Source organism: Sphingomonas trueperi (assembly GCF_011927635.1).
Lineage (GTDB): Bacteria > Pseudomonadota > Alphaproteobacteria > Sphingomonadales > Sphingomonadaceae > Sphingomonas > Sphingomonas trueperi.
Window position 1 is genome coordinate 263,213 of sequence record NZ_JAATJB010000002.1, and the last position, 20,797, is coordinate 284,009.

Genomic DNA, 20,797 nt, shown 5'->3' on the forward strand with positions numbered 1-20,797 from the left:
CATGATCAAGCACGCCCTTTCCGTCACGCGCGATGGCGATTTCGCGCAATGGTACCAGACCGTCATCAGCGAAGCCGACATGGCCGAGGATTCGGGTGTGCGCGGCTGCATGGTCATCCGGCCCTGGGGCTATGGCATCTGGGAGCGTATCCAGCGCCTGCTCGACGATCGCATCAAGGCGACGGGGCACGAGAATTGCTATTTCCCGCTGTTCATCCCGCTTTCCTATTTCGAGAAGGAAGCCGAGCATGTCGACGGCTTCGCCAAGGAAATGGCGGTCGTCACGCACCACCGCCTCGTCCAGAAGGACGGCCGGCTGGTGCCCGATCCCGAGGCGAAGCTGGAAGAGCCGCTGGTCGTCCGCCCCACCTCGGAGACGGTGATCGGCGCGGCGATGTCGCGCTGGGTGCAGAGCTGGCGCGACCTGCCGGTGCTGATCAACCAGTGGGCGAACGTCGTCCGCTGGGAAATGCGCACCCGCATGTTCCTGCGCACCGCCGAATTCCTCTGGCAGGAAGGGCATACCGCCCATGCCACGGTGGAAGAGGCGCAGGAAGAGACGCTCAAGATGCTCGAGGTCTATCGCAGCTTCGCCGAGGATTGCCTGGCGATGCCGGTGATCGCGGGCGAGAAGCCGGAGAATGAGCGCTTCCCGGGCGCTGTCTCGACCTTCTCGATCGAGGCGATGATGCAGGACGGCAAGGCGCTGCAGGCCGGCACCTCGCACTTCCTCGGCACCACCTTCTCCTCGGCGCAGGACATCAAGTTCCAGAACTCGGAAGGCCAGTTCGAGCTGGCGCAGACGACCAGCTGGGGCGTCTCCACCCGCATGATCGGCGGGCTAATCATGGTGCACGGCGATGACGACGGCCTGCGCGTGCCGCCGATGGTGGCGCCGTGGCAGATCGTGATCGTGCCGATGCTGCGCGACCAGCCCGAGGACGCGGCGACGATCGACTATTGCAAGTCGCTCCAGGCCGAGCTCGCCAAGCTGAGCGCACTCGGCGAACCGGTGCGCGCGCTGCTCGATCTCAAGGCGGTCAAGGCGCAGACCAAGCGCTGGGGCTGGGTGAAGAAGGGCGCGCCGATCGTGATCGAGGTCGGCGGGCGCGATGTCGCCGGCGGCAATGTCTCGGTGATCCAGCGCAACAAGCTCTATCGCGAGGACGGCAAGCTCGATTCGCGGATCATGCCGCGCGGCGATTTCGTGGCCGAAGCGGCGGCGATTCTCGAGAGCATCCAGCAGGGCCTGTATCTCGACGCGCGCGACCGGCTGGAGAGCAACATCCGCCGCGACGTGACCGACTTCGACGGTCTGGCCGCGATGTTCGCCGATTCGGAGAAGTTCCCCGGCTGGGCCGAGGTGAACTGGGCCAAGCCGACCGGCGCCGAGCTGGACGCGGTGGTCGAGCGGCTCAAGGCGCTCAAGCTGACCTTCCGCAACGTGCCCGGCGGTGCGGTACCGGCGGAGGGTAGCTGCCTTTTCACCGGCAAGCCGGCGGTCGAGCGGATCCTGGTCGCGCGCGCGTACTAAGCTTCAGATCCTCCCCGGAACGGGGAGGGGGACCGCCGCCGAAGGCGGTGGTGGAGGGGAGCACAGCGGGGGAGTCCGGTGTGGAGGCACCCTCCACCGTTCGCTGGCGCGAATCGCCTCCCTCCCCGTGCCGGGGAGGATCTCGATTGACGCAGCGCGCGCGCCCTGCGACCCCTGCTTCCGACAGAGGGGCGCAACCACATGCGGGTGGTACTGGCAACGTTGGGCACGTTGGGCGACGTGCACCCGTTCATCGCACTGGCGCTCGGCATGCAGGCGCGCGGCCACACGCCCGTGTTCGCGGGCGCGGAGTCGGTGCGGCCGATTGCCGCGCGGCACGGTATCGAATTCCACCCCATCCGCCCCGACGGGCCGCAGCTGATCGCCGATACCGGCATGGACGAGGGCGCGATTGCGCGGGCGATTGCCACCGACTTCGATTTCATCATCAACCGGGTGCTGGTCCCCTATGCCGAGGTGACGCTGGCGGACCTTACGCCCGTAGTCGCGGGCGCGGACCTGGTGCTCGCCAGCAGCTTCTCGATCCACGCGCGGATCGCGGCGCAGGCGGCGGGGGTGCGGCTCGCCTCCGCGCTGCTCCAGCCGATCACGCTGCTCTCGGCGGAGGACCCGCCGGTGCTCACGCGCGGCGAGACGGCGCTGGTGACGTTGCGCCGCTGGTTCGGCGCGGGCGCGGTGCGGCCGCTGCTGCAGCTCGCCGAGCGGCGCTATGCCACGGGGCTCAAGCCTTTCGCTGCACTGCGCGCGGCCGCCGGCGCGCCGCCCTTCACGGGCAACGAGATGCTGTCCGGGCCGCTGGCGGTGGAGCGGGCGATCGGGCTGTGGTCGCCCGCGTTCGCACCCGCGCCCGGCGATGTGCCGCCGAGCTTCGCGCAGACCGGCTTCGTCTTCTACGATGGCGGGTTCGCAGGGGAGGGGCTCTCCGCCAAGATCGAGGCCTTTCTGGAGGCAGGGCCGCCGCCGCTCGTCTTCACGCTGGGCAGCATGGCGGTCTATGCCGAGGACGGCTTCTACGCGGCGAGCGCCGAAGCGGCGCGGCGGCTGGGGCGGCGGGCGGTGCTGCTGGTCGGCGATGATCTGCTGGAGCGGCACCGGCACCTTGCCGGCGATACCGTGCTCGTGGCGGGCTATGCACCGCATTCGCAGATCTTCCCGCGCGCAGCGGCGGTGATCGGCCATGGCGGCATCGGCACCACGGCCCAGGCAATCCGCGCCGGCGCGCCGCAACTTGTCTGCCCGATCTTCGGCGACCAGTTCGACAATGCCGCGCGGATCGTGCGCGCCGGGCTGGGCCTGTCGCTGCCGAAGCGCCGCTACACCGCCGCGCGTGCATCGGCCGCGATCGCGCGGCTGCTGGCGAGCGCCACCATTGCCGAGCAGGCGCGAGTGGCGGGGGCGGCAATCCTTGCGGAGGACGGTGTCGGGACGGCGCTCGATGCGCTGGGACTCGGCAAGCTCGACTGAGCGAATCGAGTCGCGAAGCTGCCGCGCTGCATCTGGCATCGGATGCTTTCGGCGCGCCTCCGATCCCGCTTTGCCGCGAACCATGGTTACTGCGGAACCGAATTGTCCCGTTCCGCGTCACCCGGGAAAGCCGATGGCGCGGGAATGGCCCTGATTGATGGTAAACGCGCTTTTCATCATCCAAATCCAACCCCATAACGGCGTAAGAGGGGCCGATCGGGACGGCCCGATGGAGCAGAGGACGGCTGAGCGGTGACCGCATTATCACGTTTCCCGCGTTTCTTCGTGACCAGCCCGTCGCCCTGCCCGTATCTGCCCGGGCGGCAGGAACGGAAGATCTTCACCGAACTGTCGGGCGACCATGCCGGCGAACTCAACGATGCGCTGAGCCGCATCGGCTTTCGCCGTAGCCAGTCGGTCGCCTATCGGCCGAGCTGCGCGGGCTGCACCGCCTGCGCCTCGGTGCGGGTGGTGGCCAACGGGTTCGAGCCCAACGCCACGCAGCGCAAGCTGCTCAAGCGCTACAGCGATCTCGAAGTCACCGCCTGCAAGCCTTGGGCGACCGGCGAGCAGTACGAACTCCTCAAGCGCTATCTCGATTCGCGCCACCCCGGCGGCGGCATGGCGGCGATGGACGAGAGCGACTATGCCGACATGGTCGAGCAGTCGCCGGTCAGTTCCTATGTCGTCGAATATCGCGAGCCTTCGGTCGACGGCCAGCGCGGCCGGCTGGTGGGGGCATGCATCACCGACCAGCAGGGCGACGGCCTGTCGATGATCTACAGCTTCTTCGTCACCGACGACGAGACGCGGTCCGGTATGGGCAACTACATCATCATGGACCACATCCTGCGCGCCCGCGCGGCGGGGCTGCCCTATGTCTATCTCGGCTATTGGGTGAAGGGCAGCGCGCGGATGGCGTACAAGACGCGCTATCGCCCGATCGAGGTGCTCGGGCCGACCGGCTGGTCGCTGCTCGTCGACGAAGACGCGGTGGGCGCGATGCCGAACGCGATGGCGGCGGTGCTGGCTTGACGGGCGTAGCTTGATCAAAACCGTCATCCCGGCGGAAGCCGGGATCCATTGGGGTATTCGTTGCGGCTCCTGCTGCTAGCGAGAGGCGACTGGATCCCGGCTTTCGCCGGGATGACGCTGTTGCGGGCGCCGCGAGGCCATCGCTGCTACCTATTCCTCGTTCCCCAGCCGATCGACATGCAGGTCCACCGCGAGCTGTTCCTCGCCATGGCCGATGCGGTGCCCGGCTACCGCCGCGGCACCCTCCGAATCCAGGCCGACCGCGACGCGCACATAGCCGTCATCGGGCGACAATCCGGTAACCGGATCGAACGCCACCCAGCCGAGCCCCGGCACAAAGGCCTCGCACCAGGCATGCGGCGCGCACTGGGCGTTGCCGTCGAGATGATAGCCCGAGACGTAGCGCGCCGGCGCCTCCAGCGTGCGCGCGGCGGAGACGAACATCTGCGCCACGTCGCGCGACGCTTCCGCCTTGCCGGCAAAGGCCTCGGCCGCCGTCAGCCCCTTGTCGGGCACGTCGGGCACGCAGCGGAAGCGGGCGTGGAGCGCCTGGTTGAGCCGGTGGAGCCGCTCGATCGGGTCGCTGGTGCCTGCGCTCACATCAGCCGCGAACGACGCAAGCTGCAGGCTCGGTGCGGTGCGCGGTGTCGTGCGCAGGAACAGGGCAGGGGGCAGCGGCTCGGGCGTGCCGCGCAGCACCCCGGCATTGTCCTGCGTCAGCACCTCGCCGGTGACCGCGATCTCGATCGCCTCGATCGGGCCCTCGGCGTAGAGCATGGTCACGGCGTTGCCATAGCCGTCTACCGCATCGCGCAGCCGCGCGTCGCAATCGACCCCGACCATCCAGCTCACCACCGTCTGGTGCTGGGTGTCGCACGGCGTCAGCCGCAGCATCTGGACGATCCGCGCCTGGGGCTGGGTGAAGCGGTAGACCGAGCGGTGTTCGACGGCGATGCGCATCAGAGGAACCGGAACTGGCGAGCGATCGCGCCGTCGAGCAGCGCGTTCTCGGTGATGAAATTCTCCAGATATTCGTGCAGGCCGCCGACGATGATGTCGGGCGTGCGTGCCTTCTGGACGCGGGCGAGGCGCGCGCGGGCCATGCGATCGGCCTCGCCCTGCAAGCCCGTGCGTTTGGCGAGTGCGCTGAGCAAGGTCACCGTCTCCTCCACGCAGGCCGCGAGGCTGCGCGGCAGCTCGGCGCGGCTGACCAGCAGGTCGATCACGTTGTCCGGTCGCAGCCCTTCCGAATAGAGCCAGCGATAGGCGGTGACGGCGGAAACGGTCTGGAGGATCGTCGTCCACTGGTCGCGATCCACCGCGCCGCCGACGCTCTCGCCGGCGGGCAGCAGCAGATGGTATTTCACGTCGACCAGCCGCGCGGTGTTGTCCGCCCGCTCGATCGCGGCGCCGAGCTGGATCAGCAGCGTCGCCTCGTTGCGCATCATCCGGTGGATCGCGCCTTCGAAGCCGCGCGTCTCGCCCTTGACCTGCTCGACCAGGTTGAGCGTCTCGGTGGCGCCGCCGGTCGAGGCGCGGTTGGCGAACAGCCACCAGGCGCGGTTGATCGCGGTCCACGCCTCGCGGGTGAGCGCGGTGCGCACCGCGCGGGCATTGTTGCGCGCCATCTCCAGGCAGCGGGTGATCGAGCCGGGGTTGTCGGCCTCGAGCGTCAGGAAGCGGGCGACATGCGCCTGGGTGGCCGGGTGGCCGGTTTCGGCGAAGAGTGCGTCGGTATAGCTGACGGTGAGCGCGCTCTGCCATGCGGCCTCGCCTGCCGGGCGGGCGGAGAGCGCGTCGAGGCGGATGGTGGCTTCCACCAGCCGCGCGATGAAGTCCGCGCGCTCGACATAGCGGCCGAGCCAATAGAGCGCAGCGGCGGTGCGGGAGAGCATCATCATGCGATGGTCTCTTTGAGGTTCCCCTCCCGCTTGCGGGAGGGGCTAGGGGAGAGACTGACGTGGAAGAAGCGCTGGAACGATCCCGCCCCTCCCCCGACCCCTCCCGCAAGCGGAAGGGGAGCGCAGACTGCGGCGTGCGGATACCCCCTCATGCCGCGTCCCCCAGCAGGACGAAGCTGTCCTTGGTGCCGCCGCCCTGGCTGGAGTTCACCACCAGCGATCCCTCGCGCAGCGCCACGCGGGTAAGCCCGCCGGGGACGACGCGCACCTTGTCGCTGCCGGTCAGCACGAAGGGCCGGAAGTCGACATGCCGCGGGGCCAGGCCCTTCTCGGTCAGCGTCGGTACTGTGGACAGCGCGAGTGTCGGCTGCGCGATGTAGCGGTGGGGCTCGGCGATCAGCGCGGCGCGGAAGGTCTCGATCTGCTCGCTCGTGGCCGTCGGCCCGACCAGCATGCCATAGCCGCCCGAGCCGTCGACCAGCTTCACCACCAACTCGGGCAGATGCTCGAGCACGTACTTCAGCGCCTGCGGCTCGCGGCAGCGCCAGGTCTCGACATTGGGCAGCTTGGCCTCGCCGCCCGAATAGAAGCGGACGATCTCGGGCATGTAGCTGTAGATCGCCTTGTCGTCGGCGATGCCGTTGCCCGGCGCGTTGAGCAGCGCGACATTGCCGGCGCGGTACGCGGCGATCAGCCCGGGCACGCCGAGCAGCGAGTCCGGGCGGAAGACCAGCGGATCGAGGAAGTCGTCGTCGATGCGGCGATAGATCACGTCGACCCGCACGCGGCCGGCGATCGTCTCCATATAGACCACGTCGTCGTCGACCACGAGGTCGGCGGCCTCGACCAGTTCGACCCCCATCGAATCGGCGAGGAAGCTGTGCTCGTAATAGGCGGAGTTGAAATGCCCCGGCGTCAGCACGACGCAAACCGGCCGCGCGCGGCCGAGCGGCGCCACCGAGCGCATCGTCTCCAGCAGCATGTCGGGATAGCTGTCGACGGGCGCCACGCGGAAATCGCGGAACAGCTCGGGGCAGAGCCGGATCATCGCCTCGCGATTCTCCAGCATATAGGAGACACCCGAGGGCGTGCGGGCATTGTCTTCCAGCACGTAGAATTCGTCGGCGCCGGTGCGAACCAGGTCGATGCCGCAGATATGCGCCCACACCCCGTGCGGCGGGCGGATGCCGGCGACTTCGGGGCGGAACTGCTCGTTGTGCAGGATCAGCTCGGGGGGGAGGATCCCCTCGTCGAGGATGCGGCGGGCGCCGTAAATGTCTTCCAGGAAGGCGTTGATCGCCTCCACCCGCTGGACCAGGCCCTCGCTCAGCTTCTGCCATTCGCGCTGCAGGAACATGCGCGGCACGATGTCGAAGGGGATGATGCGCTCGGCGGCGTCGCTGTCGCCATAGACGGCGAAGGTGATACCCAGCTGGCGGAAGGCGGCCTCGGCGGAGTGCTGGCGGCGTTGCAGCTCTTCGGGGGGCGTGTCCGCGATCCATTGCGACAGCGCGATGAACGCCTCGCGCGGCGCCTCCGGACCGCCATGCCCCCAAATCTCGTCGAACGCCCCCAGTGATCCCATCGAAGCTCCCAAACGCCCGCGTGACCGATTGGCTGCATGCTGCAATGCTTCGTTGCGGCGCACAAGCGGCGAATGTGCACGTTTGCGCATCGGCGTATTTTTAAGGAGCGGCGTGGCAAGGTGCGGGCATGTCGCTCTTCTTGCTCGCGCTCGCCGCCGCCGCGCCGTTCACCATCGCCGAGACGGGGCTGGGCTATCCGACGCTCGCCGCGGCGGTGGCGGCAGTGCGCGATGGCACCGCGACGATCCTGATCGCGCCCGGCACCTATCACGAGTGCGTGGTGCAGGCCGCCGGCCGGATCACCTACAAGGCGGTGCGGCCCGGCACCGCGATCTTCGAGCGCGTGGTGTGCGAGGACAAGGCGGCGTTCGTGCTGCGCGGGCGCGGATCGGCGGTGGAGGGCGTGGTCTTCCGCAAGTTCCGCGTGCGCGACGGCAACGGCGCCGGCATCCGCATCGAGATGGGCGACCTGACCGTCACGCGCTCCATCTTCCTTGACAGCCAGGAGGGCATCCTTGGCGGCGGGCACCCGACGGTGCGCAGCATCACCATCGACCGGTCGAGCTTCGCCGGGCTCGGCCAGTGCGACGAATCGCCGAACTGTTCGCATTCGGTCTATCTGTCCGTCGACGGGCTGGTGACGATCACCCATAGCCGCTTCGAGCGCGGCACCGGCGGCCATTACGTCAAGCTGCGCGCGCGCCGCGTGGCGATCACCGGCAACAGCTTCGACGACAGTGCGGGGCGCAAGACCAACTACATGGTCGACCTGTCCGAGGGCGGCACGGGCACGATCGCGCAGAACATGTTCGTGCAGGGGCGGGACAAGGAGAATCGCTCGGGTCTGATCGTGGTCGCGGCGGAAGCGCGGACCTATCCGACCGACGGGCTGCGGGTGGAGGGCAACACCGCCGGCCTGGCGCCGGGGGCGCCGGTGGATCCGGCCTTCGTCGCGGATCTGTCCGGCGGGCGGATCATGGTGGCGAACAACCGGCTGACGGGCATGCGCGCGTTCGAGAAGCGCTGACCTTCCCGCTTGGGGCCCCCTCCCGCAAGCGGGAGGGGGATTGGAGGGAGGTTATTTGCAGCTGTCCGCCACCCCAGCATCGATATCCAAACAGCGCCCGTCAATCTCCACCGGCACCGGCACCTTGATCAGCGCGGCTAGCGTCGGCGCGATGTCGACCGTCTCCACCGACAGCGGCTGTTCGAAGCCGGTCATCCCCTTGCGCCAGAACAGGATCGGCACGCGACGGTCATAGTCCCAGAAGCTGCCATGCGTCGCGACATAGCCGCCCACCGGATCGAGGATCGGCGTGACCCGCGGCTTCAGCGCGACGATCAGGTCACCCGAACGCTGCGGATCATAGGAAGCCCGGGCGCGCTCCAGCAGGCTCCAGGTCTCGGGCGGGGTGTGCGCGATCGGCGTCGCCTCGATCTGGGCGCGGGTGAACACCGCCTGCACCTGCGGGTTCGCCGTGTAGAGCTTCACCGCATCGGCCAGCACCGCGGCGCGCTTGGCCTGCGGCACCGACGGCGTGACGTACACATCGCCGCCCGGGCCGCCGACCAGCACCGGGCCGGTCAGTCCCAGCTTGCCCGCGAGCGTGCGGCTGATGCTGGTGGTGGTCACCTCGGGGGTCACGCGCTGCTCGGTCGGCGCGGCATGTTCGCGGTGGCGTTCGGGGAGGTCGTGGCCGCCATGGTCGGCGGTCAGCACCACCTGATAGTCGACCCCCGTGCGGTCGAGCGCGTCGAACAGCCGGCCCAGCGTCTGGTCGAGCGAGAGCAGCTGCAGGCACATCTCGCTGCCCTCGGTGCCATAGCTGTGGCCGATATAGTCGGTCGCCGAGGCGCCGAGGATCAGCAGATCGGTATGGCCCTGCTGGCCGAGCTTCATGTCGGTGGCGAGCTTGGCGCCCAGCGCCATCACCGCATCGTCGAACTCGGGCGAGACGCGGAACGCCCGCCCGTCACCGGCGGCACGCGCGAAGCGGCCGTCGCCGACGGTCTTGTTGCCGCCGACCGGAATGGTGCGGCTGCGCGGGCGGCAGAAGGCCGGGAGGTCGAGCGCAGGCTGCGCCTCGGCGACCCGCGCAGTGGTCGCGGCGTTGATCCGGGTGACGGCGTCGGGGGCGGTGCGGCCGGCGTACGAAACGAACGCCTTGCCGTCCCACCACCAGAGCTCGTCGACCTTGTGGCCGCCCATCATCACCGCGGCGCGGTCCTTGCCCGCGACCGAGACGACGCGCGATTGGGGATCGGCCTGCTTCATCCACTCGCCCAGCGTCGGCACCTTCAGATGCTTGTCGGAGACGGTGTAGTGGTTCGAATCGGAGCCGGGCACGGACTCGTCCTCGGCGCAATAGACGGTCTTGTCGGCGCGCGGCGCGGCGAAGTCGGTCCAGTCATTGGCGATGATGCCGGTGCGCGAAGGATGGTCGCCGGTGAGGATCGTCGAGTGGCCCGGGCAGGTTTCGGTCGCGGCGTGGCTCTGATAGCCTGCGGGGAACACCGCGCCGGTCATCAGCCGGGCGAAGCCGCTGGTGAACTGGCTGCGATATTCGGCGAACAGATCGGCCGAGAACTGGTCGACCGAAATCACGACCACCAGCTTGGGCGGCGTCGCCGGGGCGGCAGGCGCGGGCGCGCTCTGCTGGGCGAGGGCGGGGGTGGCGGCCAGCGCGAGCGCGGCGAGGGGGACAAGCAATTTCATTCGGGGCCGGCTCCGGGCACGGGGGGACGTTGGTACACCCAGCTATTGTCGAACGCGGCGAACTGGGCAAGGACGGCGCCATGGCCCAGCTTCGTTTCGCTTTGATGTCGCTCCTGCTGCTCTTCGCGTCGGGCATGCCCGCGATGGCACAGGGCTTCGCCAAGGGCCCGCACGTCCGCAGCGAGCTGGTGGCCGAAACGGCAACCCCGAAGCCGGGCAGCGAGGTGACGCTGGCGTTGGTCTCCACCCCCGATCCGAAATGGCATGCCTATTGGCAGAACCCCGGCGATGCGGGGCTACCGGCCGAGGCGCACTGGACGCTGCCCGCCGGCGCGAAGGCCGAGGATTTCCGCTATCCGGTGCCGCAGCGGCTGCTGATCGCCGGGCTGATGAACTATGTCTATGAAGGCACCTTCGTCCGGCTGACCACGCTGCAAGTGCCCGCGGACGTCAAAGGCACGCTGCCGGTCAAGCTCAAGCTCGACTATCTCGTGTGCACCGATACGCTGTGCGTGCCCGAAAAGGCTGAGCTGGAGACCAGCCTGACGATTGGCGACGGCACGATCGATCCGGCCGTGCGGGCGAAGTTCGACGGCTGGCGCGCCCAGCTGCCCAAGCCGCTGAGCACCCCGGCGACCTTCCAGGCCGAGGGCGGCGCGCTGCGGATTGCGGTGCCCTATCCGGCGGGCGCGGCCGCGAAGGACGTGTATTTCTACCCGCTGACCGCCAATGCCGTCGACTATGCCGCGCCGCAGACGGTGGTGCGCGACGGCGACCGGCTGGTGCTCCAGACCAAGGCCCGTACCGCGCCCGCCGCGCTCGAAGGCGTGCTGGCGATCGACGGGCAGGGGCTGATCGTCACTGCCAGGCCCGGCACGGTCGCGGCGGCCAAGCCGGCGGCGACGCCGTGGCTCGCGGCGATTGGCGCGTTCTTCGCGGCGGTGCTGGGCGGGCTGATCCTCAACGTGATGCCCTGCGTCTTCCCGATCCTCAGCCTCAAGGCGCTGAGCCTCGCCAAGGCCAACAACGATCAGGGCAGCCCGCGCGCCGAGGCGCTCGCCTATACCGCCGGCGTGGTGGCGGTGTGCCTCGCGCTGGGCGGGCTGCTTCTCGGGCTGCGCGCGGCCGGCGCAACGGTGGGCTGGGCGTTCCAGCTGCAGGACCCGCGCGTGATCCTCTTGCTGCTGCTGCTGGTCAGCGCGATCGCCTTCAACCTGGCCGGGCTGTTCGAGATCACCACGCCCGCCTTCGTCAACCGCGCGGCAAACAAGGGCCATGGCGGGGCCTTCGCCACCGGCGCGCTGGCGGCATTCATCGCCACGCCGTGCACCGGGCCGTTCATGGCTTCGGCCTTGGGGGCGGCGCTGGTGCTGCCCTGGTTCGCGGGGCTGGCGATCTTCGGCGGGCTGGGGCTGGGCATCGCGCTGCCCTTCCTGTTGCTCGGCTTCGTCCCCACGCTTCGCCGCAGGCTGCCCAAGCCCGGCGCCTGGATGGCGACGATGCGGCACATCCTCTCCATCCCGATGTTCCTCACCGCGCTGGCGCTCGCCTGGGTGCTGGGCAAGCAGGCCGGGGTGGACGGCATGACCATCGGCCTCGCCGCCACGCTGCTGGCGACGCTCGGCCTGTGGTGGGCGGGTGCCCGGCAGGCGAAGGGCCGCAGCCATGCCTGGCTGCCGGCGCTGCCGCTGGTGCTGTTCGCGCTCGGCGGCGTCGCGCTGGTCCATCCGATCGCGGCGGGCGCGCCGGCGGCGATGGCTGGGGCCGAGCCGTTCAGCGAAGCCCGGCTCGCCGAGCTGCGGGCGCAGGGGCGGCCGGTCTTCGCCTATTTCACCGCCGACTGGTGCCTGACCTGCAAGGTCAACGAGAAGGCGGTCATCGAGACCGCCGCGGTCGAGCAGGCCTTGGCCGACGGCAAGGTCGCGGTGCTGGTCGGCGACTGGACCAATGGCGACGCGACGCTCGGCCGCTTCATCGAGGCGCACAACCGGGCGGGCGTGCCGCTCTACCTCTGGTACAAGCCGGGGCAGGATACGCCTGACGTGCTGCCGCAGGTGCTGACCCAGGACCTGCTGGCCAGCCGGGCGAAGGGCGGGTGAACCCTTCCCGACTTCCGTCATCCCGGCGGAAGGCGGGATCCAGTCGCCTTTACGTCCCGGAAAGAGGTGTGACGTAGACCCCAATGGATCCCGGCTTTCGCCGGGATGACGCTGGTGGGGAGCGATCACCCCCCCTCACCGCAGTGTCTTGATGATCCCGGAAAAGTCGAGCCCGGCGCCTTCGCCCGCGACGAACGCGGCGTAGAGCTGCTCGGCGCGTTCGCCCATCGGGACCTGCGCGCCGACGCTGGCGGCGGCTTCCAGCGCCAGCTTGAGGTCCTTGAGCATCAGCGGGGCGGCGAACCCGCCCTGATAGTCGCGATCCGCCGGCGTTTCGGGACCGACACCCGGCACCGGGCAATAGCTCGTCATCGACCAGCTCTGGCCTGACGAGACCGAGGCGATGTCGAAGAATCGCTGCTCATCCAGCCCCAATTTCTCGGCGAGCGCGAAAGCCTCGCAGGTCGCGACCATCGTCGCGCCGAGGATCATGTTGTTGCAGATCTTCGCTGCCTGGCCCGCGCCGCTGGCACCGGCATGGATCACCGCCTTGCCCATGTCCTCAAGAAACGGCTCGGCGCGCGCGAACGCCGTCACGGCGCCGCCGACCATGAAGGTGAGCGTGCCGGCAGTCGCCGCGGCGATCCCGCCCGACACCGGCGCGTCGACCGCCAGCAGCCCGCGCTGGGTCGCGGCTTCGGCGACCCGGCGGGCGGTGGCGACATCGATCGTCGAACAGTCGATCAGGATCGCGCCCGCCTCGGCATGGTCGAGCAAGGTCTCGGCATAGAGCGCCTCGACATGGCGCCCGGCGGGCAGCATCGTGACGATCGCCTCGGCGCCGGCGATCGCTTCGGCAGCGTTGGCGGCGGGCAGGCAGCCGGCCTTCTTCGCGCGCTCCAAGGCTTCCGGCGACAGATCGAAGGCGCGGACATCGTGGCCGGCCTTGGCGAGGTTCGCCGCCATGCCGCCGCCCATGTTGCCGAGGCCGATAAATGCTACGCGTGCCATTCAGGTACTCCCCTCCCGCTTGGCGGAGGGGCTGGGGGTGGGCGCTCCCTCTCCACAAGCGATGGTGTCGCGGATGCCGGGGCCCCACCCCCCGGCCCCCTCCCGCACGCGGGAGGGGGCGTGGTTCAGTGCCTCAACGCCCCGTCCAGTTCCCCGGACGCTTCTCGACGAATGCGGTCATGCCTTCCTTCTGGTCCTCGGTGCCGAACAGCGCGTGGAACAGGCGGCGCTCGAACTGCACGCCCTGCGCCAGCGTCGTCTCGAACGCGACATTGACCATTTCCTTGTTGGCCTTCACCGCCAGCGGCGGCATCGCGGCGATGGTCGCGGCGGTCTGCACCGCTTCCTCGACCAGCTCGGCGGCGGGCAGGATGCGGCTGACCAGCCCGGCGCGCTCGGCCTCGGCGGCGTCCATCATCCGGCCGGTGAGGCACATTTCCATCGCCTTGGCCTTGCCGACGGCCCGCGTCAGCCGCTGCGAGCCGCCCATCCCCGGCGACACGCCCAGCTTGATCTCGGGCTGGCCGAACTTCGCCGTATCGGCCGCGAGGATGAAGTCGCACATCATCGCCACCTCGCAGCCGCCGCCCAGCGCATAGCCCGACACAGCGGCGATGATCGGCTTGCGGGTGCGGGTGAAGGCGTCCCAGCCGGCGAAGAAGTCATGGCCATACATGTCGGCGAAGCCCTGTGCCTGCATCTCCTTGATGTCGGCGCCGGCGGCGAAGGCCTTTTCGCTGCCGGTGAGCACCGCGCAGCCCTGGGACGGATCGGCATCGAAGGCACGCATCACGTCGAGCAGTTCGCTCAGCACCTGGCTGTTGAGCGCGTTGAGTGCCTTGGGCCGGTTGAGCGTGATCAGCGTCACCGCGCCGCGCTGCTCGACGAGGAGGGTTTCGTAGGAAGACATGGTGTTCTCCGTTCAGGGCGCCCAGGCCTGCGCGGGCGGCAGGGGGGCGAAGATGGCATCGATCGCGGCGCTGTCCACCGCTTCCGGGGTGGAAGGTGCCCAGTGCGGGGCATTGTCCTTGTCGACGATCACCGCGCGCACGCCCTCGGCGAAATCGGGCAGGCGGCAGACGCGGGTGGCGACGGCATATTCCTGGACCATCTCGGCGGCGAAATCGGGCATCTCACGGCCTTCGCGGACGATCCGCAGCGAGACCTTGCATGCCTGCGGCGACTTGGTGCGCAGTGTGGCAAGGGTGGCCGCGGCCCACTCGCTGTCCTCGGCTTCGAGCGCGGCGAAGATCTCCTCCACGCTGTCGCCCGCGAACAGCCGGTCGATGTCCGCATAGTGCGCGAGGATCCTGGCGATGGGGGCCTCGATCGACAGGTCGTTGAGGATCGCCAGCGCCTTGTCCGGCGCGGTGGTGATCTGCGCCTTGGCGGAGGCCAGCGCCTCGGCGGGGAGGTAGTGGCTGGCGAGGCCGAGCGCGAGGCATTCGGCGCCGTCGAGCCGGTGGCCGGTCAGTGCCAGATACTCGCCCATCCGCCCGGGCAGGCGCGACAGATACCAGCCGCCGCCCACGTCCGGGAAGAGGCCGATGCCGGTCTCGGGCATGGCGAATTTGGTGTTCTCGGTCGCGACCCGGAACCGCGCCGGCTGCGAGATGCCGACGCCGCCGCCCATCACGATGCCGTCCGCGAAGGCGATGATCGGCTTGGGATAGGTGAACAGCCGGTGGTTGAGCCGGTATTCGGTGCGGAAGAAGTCCGCCGCTTCGGTGCCGTCGCCTGCGCCGCTGGTAGCGATCATGCGGATGTCGCCGCCGGCGCAGAAGCCGCGGCCCTCGGCATGGTCGAGCAGGACGATGTGGACGGAATCGTCCCGTTCCCACGCATCGAGCGCGTCGAGCATCGCCTGGCACATCGCAGTGTTGAGCGCGTGGAGGGCCTTGGGGCGGTTGAGGCGCAGGCGCGCGACGGGACCTTCGATGGCGGTGAGGATGTCCACTTAAAATCCTCCCCGGCACGGGGAGGGGGACCATGCGCAGAATGGTGGGGGGGGAGCACAGCAAGGGAGTCCGATGTGGCGGCCCCCCTCCACCACGCGGCGCGCGCGGCTCGCGTCGCGAGCCGGCTCCGCGGCTGCGATGTGCCGCAGGTACATCGCTGTTCGCCGCTTCACCCCCCTCCCCGTGCCGAGGAGGAAGGGGGGCTGGCGAAAGTTCCGAAAGTTCCGGGAAAGCGACATCAACCCGGCTTCCTCCCTGGTCCGCACGCGGGACATCTGCGAACAAAGCATAAACGCGGTGCTGTAGGAAAGCATTTTCCGTCTCAGTCCTTCAGCAGATCGCGGCCGACGATCATCCGCATCACCTGGTTGGTGCCTTCCAGGATCGAATGCACGCGCAGGTCGCGCCAGAAGCGCTCGATCGGATAATCCATGAGATAGCCATAGCCGCCGTGCAGCTGCAGCGCGCGATCGACCACCGCCGAGCCGGTGTCGGTCGCCAGCCGCTTGGCCATCGCGGCGAAGCGGGTCCTGTCGGGCGTGCCCGCGGTCACCTTGGCGGCGGCGAGGTAGAGCAAAGCGCGGGCAGCCTCCAGCTCGGTCGCCATGTCGGCGAGGGTGAACTGGGTGTTCTGGAAATCGGCGATCGCCTTGCCGAACTGGCGGCGCTCCTGCGTGTAGCGCACCGCCTCGTCGAGGCAGCGCTGCGCCCCGCCCAGCGAGCAGGCGCCGATGTTGAGCCGGCCGCCGTCCAGCCCCATCATCGCGATGCGGAAGCCTTCGCCTTCGCTGCCGATCAGGTTCTCGACCGGTACCCGGACATTGTCGAGGATCACCTGTGCGGTCGGCTGCGAATGCCAGCCGAGCTTGCGTTCCTGCGCGCCGAAGCTGACGCCGGGCATGTCCTTCTCGATCACCAGCGCGGAGATGCCCTTGGGGCCGTCCTCGCCGGTGCGGACCATGGTGACGTAGAGGTCGTTCGCGCCGCCGCCCGAGATGAACTGTTTGGTGCCGCTGACGACATAATGATCGCCGTCCCGCACCGCGCGGGTCTTGAGCGCGGCGGCGTCCGATCCCGAGCCGGGTTCGGTGAGGCAGTAGCTGGCCAGCTTGTCCATGGTGACCAGGCTGGGGAGATACTTGTCCTTCACGGCCTGCGCGCCGAACCGGTCGATCATCCAGGCGGCCATGTTGTGGATCGAGATGAACGCGCTGGTCGACGGACAGCCATAGGCCATCGCCTCGAAGATCAGCGCGGACTCGAGCCGGCCGAGGCCGATGCCGCCCGATTCCTCCGAGACGTAGATCGCCGCGAAGCCGAGCTCGGCGGCGGCGCGAATCGTGTCGCGGGGGAAGATGTGCTTCTCGTCCCACTCGGCGGCGTGCGGGGTGATCGCGTCGGCGGTGAACTTCTGCGCCATCTCCTGGATCTGGCGCTGGTCGTCGGTGAGGTCGAACTGATGGGTCATGATGCCTGTTGTCTCAAGCTGTCATCCCGACGAAAGTCGGGATCCATTGGGGTCGCCGGCTGGGCTATTGCGAATACGGAGTGGCGAATGGATCCCGGCTTCCGCCGGGATGACGGTGGAGGGGTAGGGTGGACAAACTGCCCTGCGTCTACATGCTGGCGAGCGGGCGGCATGGGACGCTCTACACGGGCCTCACGTCGGACCTGATGGGGCGGATCCATCAGCACCGTAGCGGCACGGTCCCTGGCTTCACCAAGCGCAACAACGTCAAGCGGCTGGTCTGGTACGAAGTCGGCGGTGACATGGCAGCGGCGATCAAGCGCGAAAAGCAGCTCAAGGAATGGAAGCGCGACTGGAAAATCGTGCTGATCGAGAAGGAAAATCCCTTTTGGGAGGACCTTGCGATCAGCCTCGGCTTCCCGCCGCTGGACGCACCAGCCCCCTAAGCCGTCATCTTCTCTTCCGTCATCCCGACGAAAGTCGGGATCCATTCGCCACTTGGCCGGGGCTGGGGCCGCGACGGTGACCCCAATGGATCCCGGCTTTCGCCGGGATGACAGAAGAAGGGGGAGGTACGCCCGCACCCCCATCACCCCATGGTCGGAATGACGAAGGCATTGGCCGCGTCGCCCACGCCGCCGTCGGGCCAGCGTTGGGTGACGGTCTTCACCTTGGTCCAGAACCGCACCCCTTCCATGCCATGCTGGTTGACATCGCCGAACGCCGAGCGCTTCCAGCCGCCGAAGCTGTGATACGCCACCGGCACCGGAATCGGCACGTTGATGCCGACCATGCCGACATTCACCCGCGCCGCGAACTCGCGCGCGGCATGGCCGTTGCGGGTGAAGATGGCGACGCCGTTGCCGTACTGGTGCTCGCTCGGCAGGCGCAGCGCGGTCTCGAAATCGGGGGCGCGGACGATCTGGAGGACCGGGCCGAAGATCTCTTCCTGATAGCTCTTCATCGCCGGGGTGACGCGGTCGAACAGCGACGGGCCGATGAAGAAGCCCTGTTCATGCCCCTGCAGCTGGAAGCCGCGGCCGTCGACCACCAGCTCGGCACCTTCATCGACGCCGGTCTGGATCCAGCCTTCCACGCGGGCCTTGTGCGCGGCGTTGACCATCGGGCCGTACTGCGCCTCGGCATCGGTGGAGACGCCGACCCGCAGCGCCTCGATTGTCGGGATCAGCTTTTCGCGCAGGGCATCGGCGGTCTTGTCGCCGACCGGCACCACCACGGGGAGGGCCATGCAGCGCTCGCCCGCCGAGCCGAACGCCGCGCCGGAGAGGTCGGCGACGACCTGGTCGAGATCGGCGTCGGGCATGACGATGCCGTGGTTCTTGGCGCCGCCCATCGCCTGGACGCGCTTCCCCGCCTCGACGCCGCGGCGATAGACATAATGCGCGATGTCGGACGAACCGACGAAGCTCACCGCGGAGATCGCGGGATGATCGAGGATCGCGTCGACCATCTCCTTGTCGCCCTGCACCACCTGGAGGATGCCCTCGGGCGCGCCGGCCTCGAGCATCAGCTCGGCGAGGCGGACGGGCACCGACGGGTCGCGCTCGGACGGCTTCAATAGGAAGGCGTTGCCGCAGGCGATCGCCACCCCGAACATCCACATCGGGATCATCGCCGGGAAGTTGAACGGGGTGATGCCCGCGCCGATGCCGAGCGGCATCCGCATCGAATAGACGTCGATGCCGGGGCCCGCGCCCTGCGTATACTCGCCCTTGAGCGCGTGGGGGATGCCGCAGGCGAACTCGATCACCTCGAGCCCGCGCTGGATGTCGCCCTTGGCGTCGGCGATCACCTTGCCGTGCTCGGACGAGAGCAGGTGGGCGAGCGCGTCCATGTTCGCCTCGACCAGCTCCTTGAAGCGGAACATCACGCGGGCGCGGCGCTGCGGGTTGGTCGCGGCCCAGCCGGGCTGGGCGGCCTGCGCGGCGGCGACCGCGCGCTCCAGATCGGCGGCGGTGCCGAGCGCCACCTGCGCCTGCACCGCGCCGCTGTTGGGGTCGAAAACGTCCGACCGGCGGCCCGCGCCGCCGCCGGAATGGCCGACGATCACATGATCGATAACACGCATCACACTCTCCTGCGGATCGGCTGGACGCCGACTCATGCCTTGTAATTAAGTTGCGCAATGACACAGCGCGCTCGGCGTGTCACCCCGGGCGTTCGGGAGGGGATACACACCCCAAGGTCGTCATCCCGGCGGAAGCCGGGATCCATTTGCCAGGACGGTTCGGCGCCTTCCCCGGCCTAGAGGCGACTGGATCCCGGCTTTCGCCGGGATGACAGGCAGGCGTCGTGAAGCCATTTCCGCCCAACACGCTTTGGTGTAGTACGCCGCTGCAACACGCACAGGAGAGACTGAAATGCCGCCAATGAGCCCCTGGTCGCACGCGCGCCGCGAAGGCTATGCCGACGACATCGATTTCGAGATCAAGGGCCAGGAGCTGCAGTTCGTCGAGATCGAGCTCGATCCCGGCGAGAGCGCGGTGGCCGAGGCGGGCGCGATGGTGTGGAAGGACGCGCCGATCGTGATGCAGACCGTGTTCGGCGACGGCAGCAACCAGGGCGGCGGCTTCATGGACAAGCTGCTCGGTGCGGGGAAGCGGCTGGTCACCGGCGAGGGGCTGTTCACTACCGTCTTCACCCATCAGGGCAGCGGCAAGGCGCGCGTCGCCTTCGCCTCGCCCGTGCCGGGCGCGATCGTGCCGCTGCGGCTGGCCGATATCGGGGGCACGCTGATCTGCCAGAAGGACGCCTTCCTCGCCGCCGCGAAGGGCGTGCAGATGGGCATCGCCTTCCAGCGCCGGGTGATGACCGGGCTGTTCGGCGGCGAGGGCTTCATCATGCAGCGGCTCGACGGCGACGGCTGGGTATTCGTCCAGATGGGCGGCGCCATCGTCGAGCGCGAGTTGGCGCCGGGCGAGGAACTCCATGTCGACACCGGCTGCCTCGCCGCGCTGACCCCGTCGGTGGACTTCGACCTCGTCTCGGTCGGCGGCGTGCGCAGCATGGTGTTCGGCGGCGAGGGCGTGTTCTTCGCGCGGCTGCGCGGGCCCGGCAAGGTGTGGATCCAGTCGCTGCCCTTCGCGCGGCTCGCCGGGCGGATGATGGCGGCGGCGATGGGCGGCGGGCAGAATCGCGGCGAGGGTTCGGTGCTGGGCGGCTTGGGCGATTTGATCGGTGGCAATCGCTGATTTGACGGGCGCGGCGCGCGGCACGCCGGTGCTCGCCACCGCGCGGCTGCGCCTGCGGCCGCGCACCGTGGACGATGCCGAGGCGCTGTTCCCCAGCCTCTCCGATCCCGCGCTGATGACCTGGTGGAGCCACGCGCCCCACGAGACCGTCGAACAGACCCGCGCCAGCCTGTCGCGCGGCGACCCGGCCTGGCGTGTCTGGGCGATCACGCTTGCCGGGGACGATACCGCGATCGGCTATGTCGCGGTGGGCGAGAAGCGGGCGGCGGTCAGCGAGATCGGCTATCTGCTCGCCCGGCCGCATTGGGGGCGGGGGATCGCGGAGGAGGCGATCGGCGCGGTGCTCGACCAGCTCTTCCTCGCCGAAGGCCAGCGGCGGGTTTTTGCGGACACGGACCCGGACAATGTGTATTCGCGCCGGCTGCTCGAACGGCTGGGCTTCCGGCTGGAGGGGGTGCTGCGCGCCGAATGGGAGACCCATATCGGCATCCGCGACACCACGCTCTACGGGCTGCTGAAGGAAGACTGGACATGCCGACCCCGCCGAACCTGAACGATCCTGCCGAGCGCGCCGCCTACAAGGCCGAGCTGCGGCAAGTCGCGCGGCCGCTGCGGATGGGCGCGGTGTGGCTGGCGGTGCTCGGCGCGCTGCTCGCGGCGCTGCGGGCCAAGGTTTGGCCGATGCCGATCGCGGTGCCCGCGGCGGTGCTGGGCGTGGCGTTCTTCCTGATGGTGCTCGGCATCACCGTGCGGGTGAAATACCACCAGCGGCGGATGCGCGGCGAGCTGTAG

The 20,797-nt window shown here is 69.0% G+C and carries 18 protein-coding genes; 9 read left to right on the forward strand and 9 right to left on the reverse strand.

Features of this window, described 5'->3' with window-relative positions; genetic code table 11:
- Position 1: 1 nt before the first annotated feature.
- From GGR89_RS04595 to GGR89_RS04605, 3 genes are all read left to right on the forward strand, one after another.
- Entirely contained in the window at positions 2 to 1,534 is a 1,533-nt protein-coding gene (locus GGR89_RS04595) for an aminoacyl--tRNA ligase-related protein (RefSeq protein WP_125975724.1), read from the forward strand.
- A 201-nt stretch (positions 1,535 to 1,735) separates the two neighbouring features.
- Positions 1,736 to 3,019: a glycosyltransferase gene (locus tag GGR89_RS04600; protein ID WP_125975726.1), complete on the forward strand. Its 1,284-nt coding sequence runs from the start codon at positions 1,736 to 1,738 to the stop codon at positions 3,017 to 3,019.
- A gap of 252 nt (positions 3,020 to 3,271) precedes the next feature.
- A complete protein-coding gene (locus GGR89_RS04605; protein ID WP_125975728.1) occupies positions 3,272 to 4,054 on the forward strand; it encodes an arginyltransferase in 783 nt (260 codons plus the stop codon).
- A gap of 150 nt (positions 4,055 to 4,204) precedes the next feature.
- Here the strand turns inward: GGR89_RS04605 and GGR89_RS04610 are convergent, their stop codons facing one another.
- The 3 genes from GGR89_RS04610 to GGR89_RS04620 form a co-directional block, all read right to left on the reverse strand.
- Positions 4,205 to 5,014 carry a transglutaminase family protein gene (locus GGR89_RS04610; RefSeq protein ID WP_125975730.1) on the reverse strand — a complete coding sequence of 270 codons (810 nt, stop codon included), beginning with the start codon at positions 5,012 to 5,014 and terminating at the stop codon, positions 4,205 to 4,207.
- A complete protein-coding gene (locus tag GGR89_RS04615; protein ID WP_206431189.1) occupies positions 5,014 to 5,949 on the reverse strand; it encodes an alpha-E domain-containing protein in 936 nt (311 codons plus the stop codon). Before GGR89_RS04615 ends, GGR89_RS04610 begins: the two co-directional genes overlap by 1 nt.
- A 154-nt stretch (positions 5,950 to 6,103) precedes the next feature.
- Positions 6,104 to 7,540 carry a circularly permuted type 2 ATP-grasp protein gene (locus GGR89_RS04620; protein ID WP_125975734.1) on the reverse strand — a complete coding sequence of 479 codons (1,437 nt, stop codon included), beginning with the start codon at positions 7,538 to 7,540 and terminating at the stop codon, positions 6,104 to 6,106.
- Positions 7,541 to 7,668: 128 nt separating this feature from the next.
- Between GGR89_RS04620 and GGR89_RS04625 the strand changes: the two genes are divergently transcribed.
- Positions 7,669 to 8,568, forward strand: a complete 900-nt coding sequence (locus GGR89_RS04625) for a right-handed parallel beta-helix repeat-containing protein (protein WP_125975736.1) — start codon at positions 7,669 to 7,671, stop codon at positions 8,566 to 8,568.
- 51 nt (positions 8,569 to 8,619) lie between these two features.
- Here GGR89_RS04625 and GGR89_RS04630 read toward each other — a convergent pair whose 3' ends face one another.
- Complete coding sequence (locus GGR89_RS04630; protein ID WP_125975739.1) at positions 8,620 to 10,257, reverse strand: alkaline phosphatase family protein; 1,638 nt, start codon at positions 10,255 to 10,257, stop codon at positions 8,620 to 8,622.
- An 80-nt stretch (positions 10,258 to 10,337) separates the two neighbouring features.
- Here GGR89_RS04630 and GGR89_RS04635 point away from each other — a divergent pair, with 80 nt between their 5' ends.
- Positions 10,338 to 12,356 carry a protein-disulfide reductase DsbD family protein gene (locus GGR89_RS04635; protein WP_125975741.1) on the forward strand — a complete coding sequence of 673 codons (2,019 nt, stop codon included), beginning with the start codon at positions 10,338 to 10,340 and terminating at the stop codon, positions 12,354 to 12,356.
- 135 nt (positions 12,357 to 12,491) lie between these two features.
- On the opposite strand, the gene mmsB is transcribed toward GGR89_RS04635, so the two are convergent.
- From mmsB to GGR89_RS04655, 4 genes are all read right to left on the reverse strand, one after another.
- Positions 12,492 to 13,367, reverse strand: a complete 876-nt coding sequence (gene mmsB / locus GGR89_RS04640; RefSeq protein WP_125975743.1) for a 3-hydroxyisobutyrate dehydrogenase — start codon at positions 13,365 to 13,367, stop codon at positions 12,492 to 12,494.
- Between the two features lie 133 nt (positions 13,368 to 13,500).
- Positions 13,501 to 14,277 (reverse strand): enoyl-CoA hydratase, encoded by a 777-nt coding sequence (locus tag GGR89_RS04645; protein WP_125975745.1) that lies wholly within the window; start codon positions 14,275 to 14,277, stop codon positions 13,501 to 13,503.
- A gap of 12 nt (positions 14,278 to 14,289) precedes the next feature.
- Positions 14,290 to 15,324, reverse strand: a complete 1,035-nt coding sequence (locus GGR89_RS04650) for an enoyl-CoA hydratase/isomerase family protein (RefSeq protein WP_125975747.1) — start codon at positions 15,322 to 15,324, stop codon at positions 14,290 to 14,292.
- Between the two features lie 323 nt (positions 15,325 to 15,647).
- The gene (locus tag GGR89_RS04655; protein WP_125975749.1) at positions 15,648 to 16,793 is read right to left on the reverse strand and encodes an acyl-CoA dehydrogenase family protein; all 1,146 of its coding nucleotides are present in this window, start codon (positions 16,791 to 16,793) and stop codon (positions 15,648 to 15,650) included.
- Positions 16,794 to 16,921: 128 nt separating this feature from the next.
- Between GGR89_RS04655 and GGR89_RS04660 the strand changes: the two genes are divergently transcribed.
- On the forward strand, positions 16,922 to 17,239 hold the full coding sequence (locus GGR89_RS04660; RefSeq protein ID WP_241217953.1) for a GIY-YIG nuclease family protein: 318 nt from the start codon (positions 16,922 to 16,924) through the stop codon (positions 17,237 to 17,239).
- Positions 17,240 to 17,382: 143 nt separating this feature from the next.
- On the opposite strand, the gene GGR89_RS04665 is transcribed toward GGR89_RS04660, so the two are convergent.
- Positions 17,383 to 18,882, reverse strand: coding sequence for a CoA-acylating methylmalonate-semialdehyde dehydrogenase (locus GGR89_RS04665; protein ID WP_125975751.1), 1,500 nt, complete (start codon positions 18,880 to 18,882; stop codon positions 17,383 to 17,385).
- Between the two features lie 292 nt (positions 18,883 to 19,174).
- Here GGR89_RS04665 and GGR89_RS04670 point away from each other — a divergent pair, with 292 nt between their 5' ends.
- Genes GGR89_RS04670 through GGR89_RS04680 form a run of 3 tightly spaced genes read left to right on the forward strand, consistent with a single transcriptional unit; the run spans position 19,175 to position 20,797 of the window.
- Positions 19,175 to 20,005 carry a TIGR00266 family protein gene (locus GGR89_RS04670; RefSeq protein ID WP_125975753.1) on the forward strand — a complete coding sequence of 277 codons (831 nt, stop codon included), beginning with the start codon at positions 19,175 to 19,177 and terminating at the stop codon, positions 20,003 to 20,005.
- The gene (locus GGR89_RS04675) at positions 19,992 to 20,558 is read left to right on the forward strand and encodes a GNAT family N-acetyltransferase (RefSeq protein WP_125975755.1); all 567 of its coding nucleotides are present in this window, start codon (positions 19,992 to 19,994) and stop codon (positions 20,556 to 20,558) included. Before GGR89_RS04670 ends, GGR89_RS04675 begins: the two co-directional genes overlap by 14 nt.
- Positions 20,537 to 20,797, forward strand: a complete 261-nt coding sequence (locus GGR89_RS04680) for a hypothetical protein (RefSeq protein ID WP_125975757.1) — start codon at positions 20,537 to 20,539, stop codon at positions 20,795 to 20,797. Before GGR89_RS04675 ends, GGR89_RS04680 begins: the two co-directional genes overlap by 22 nt.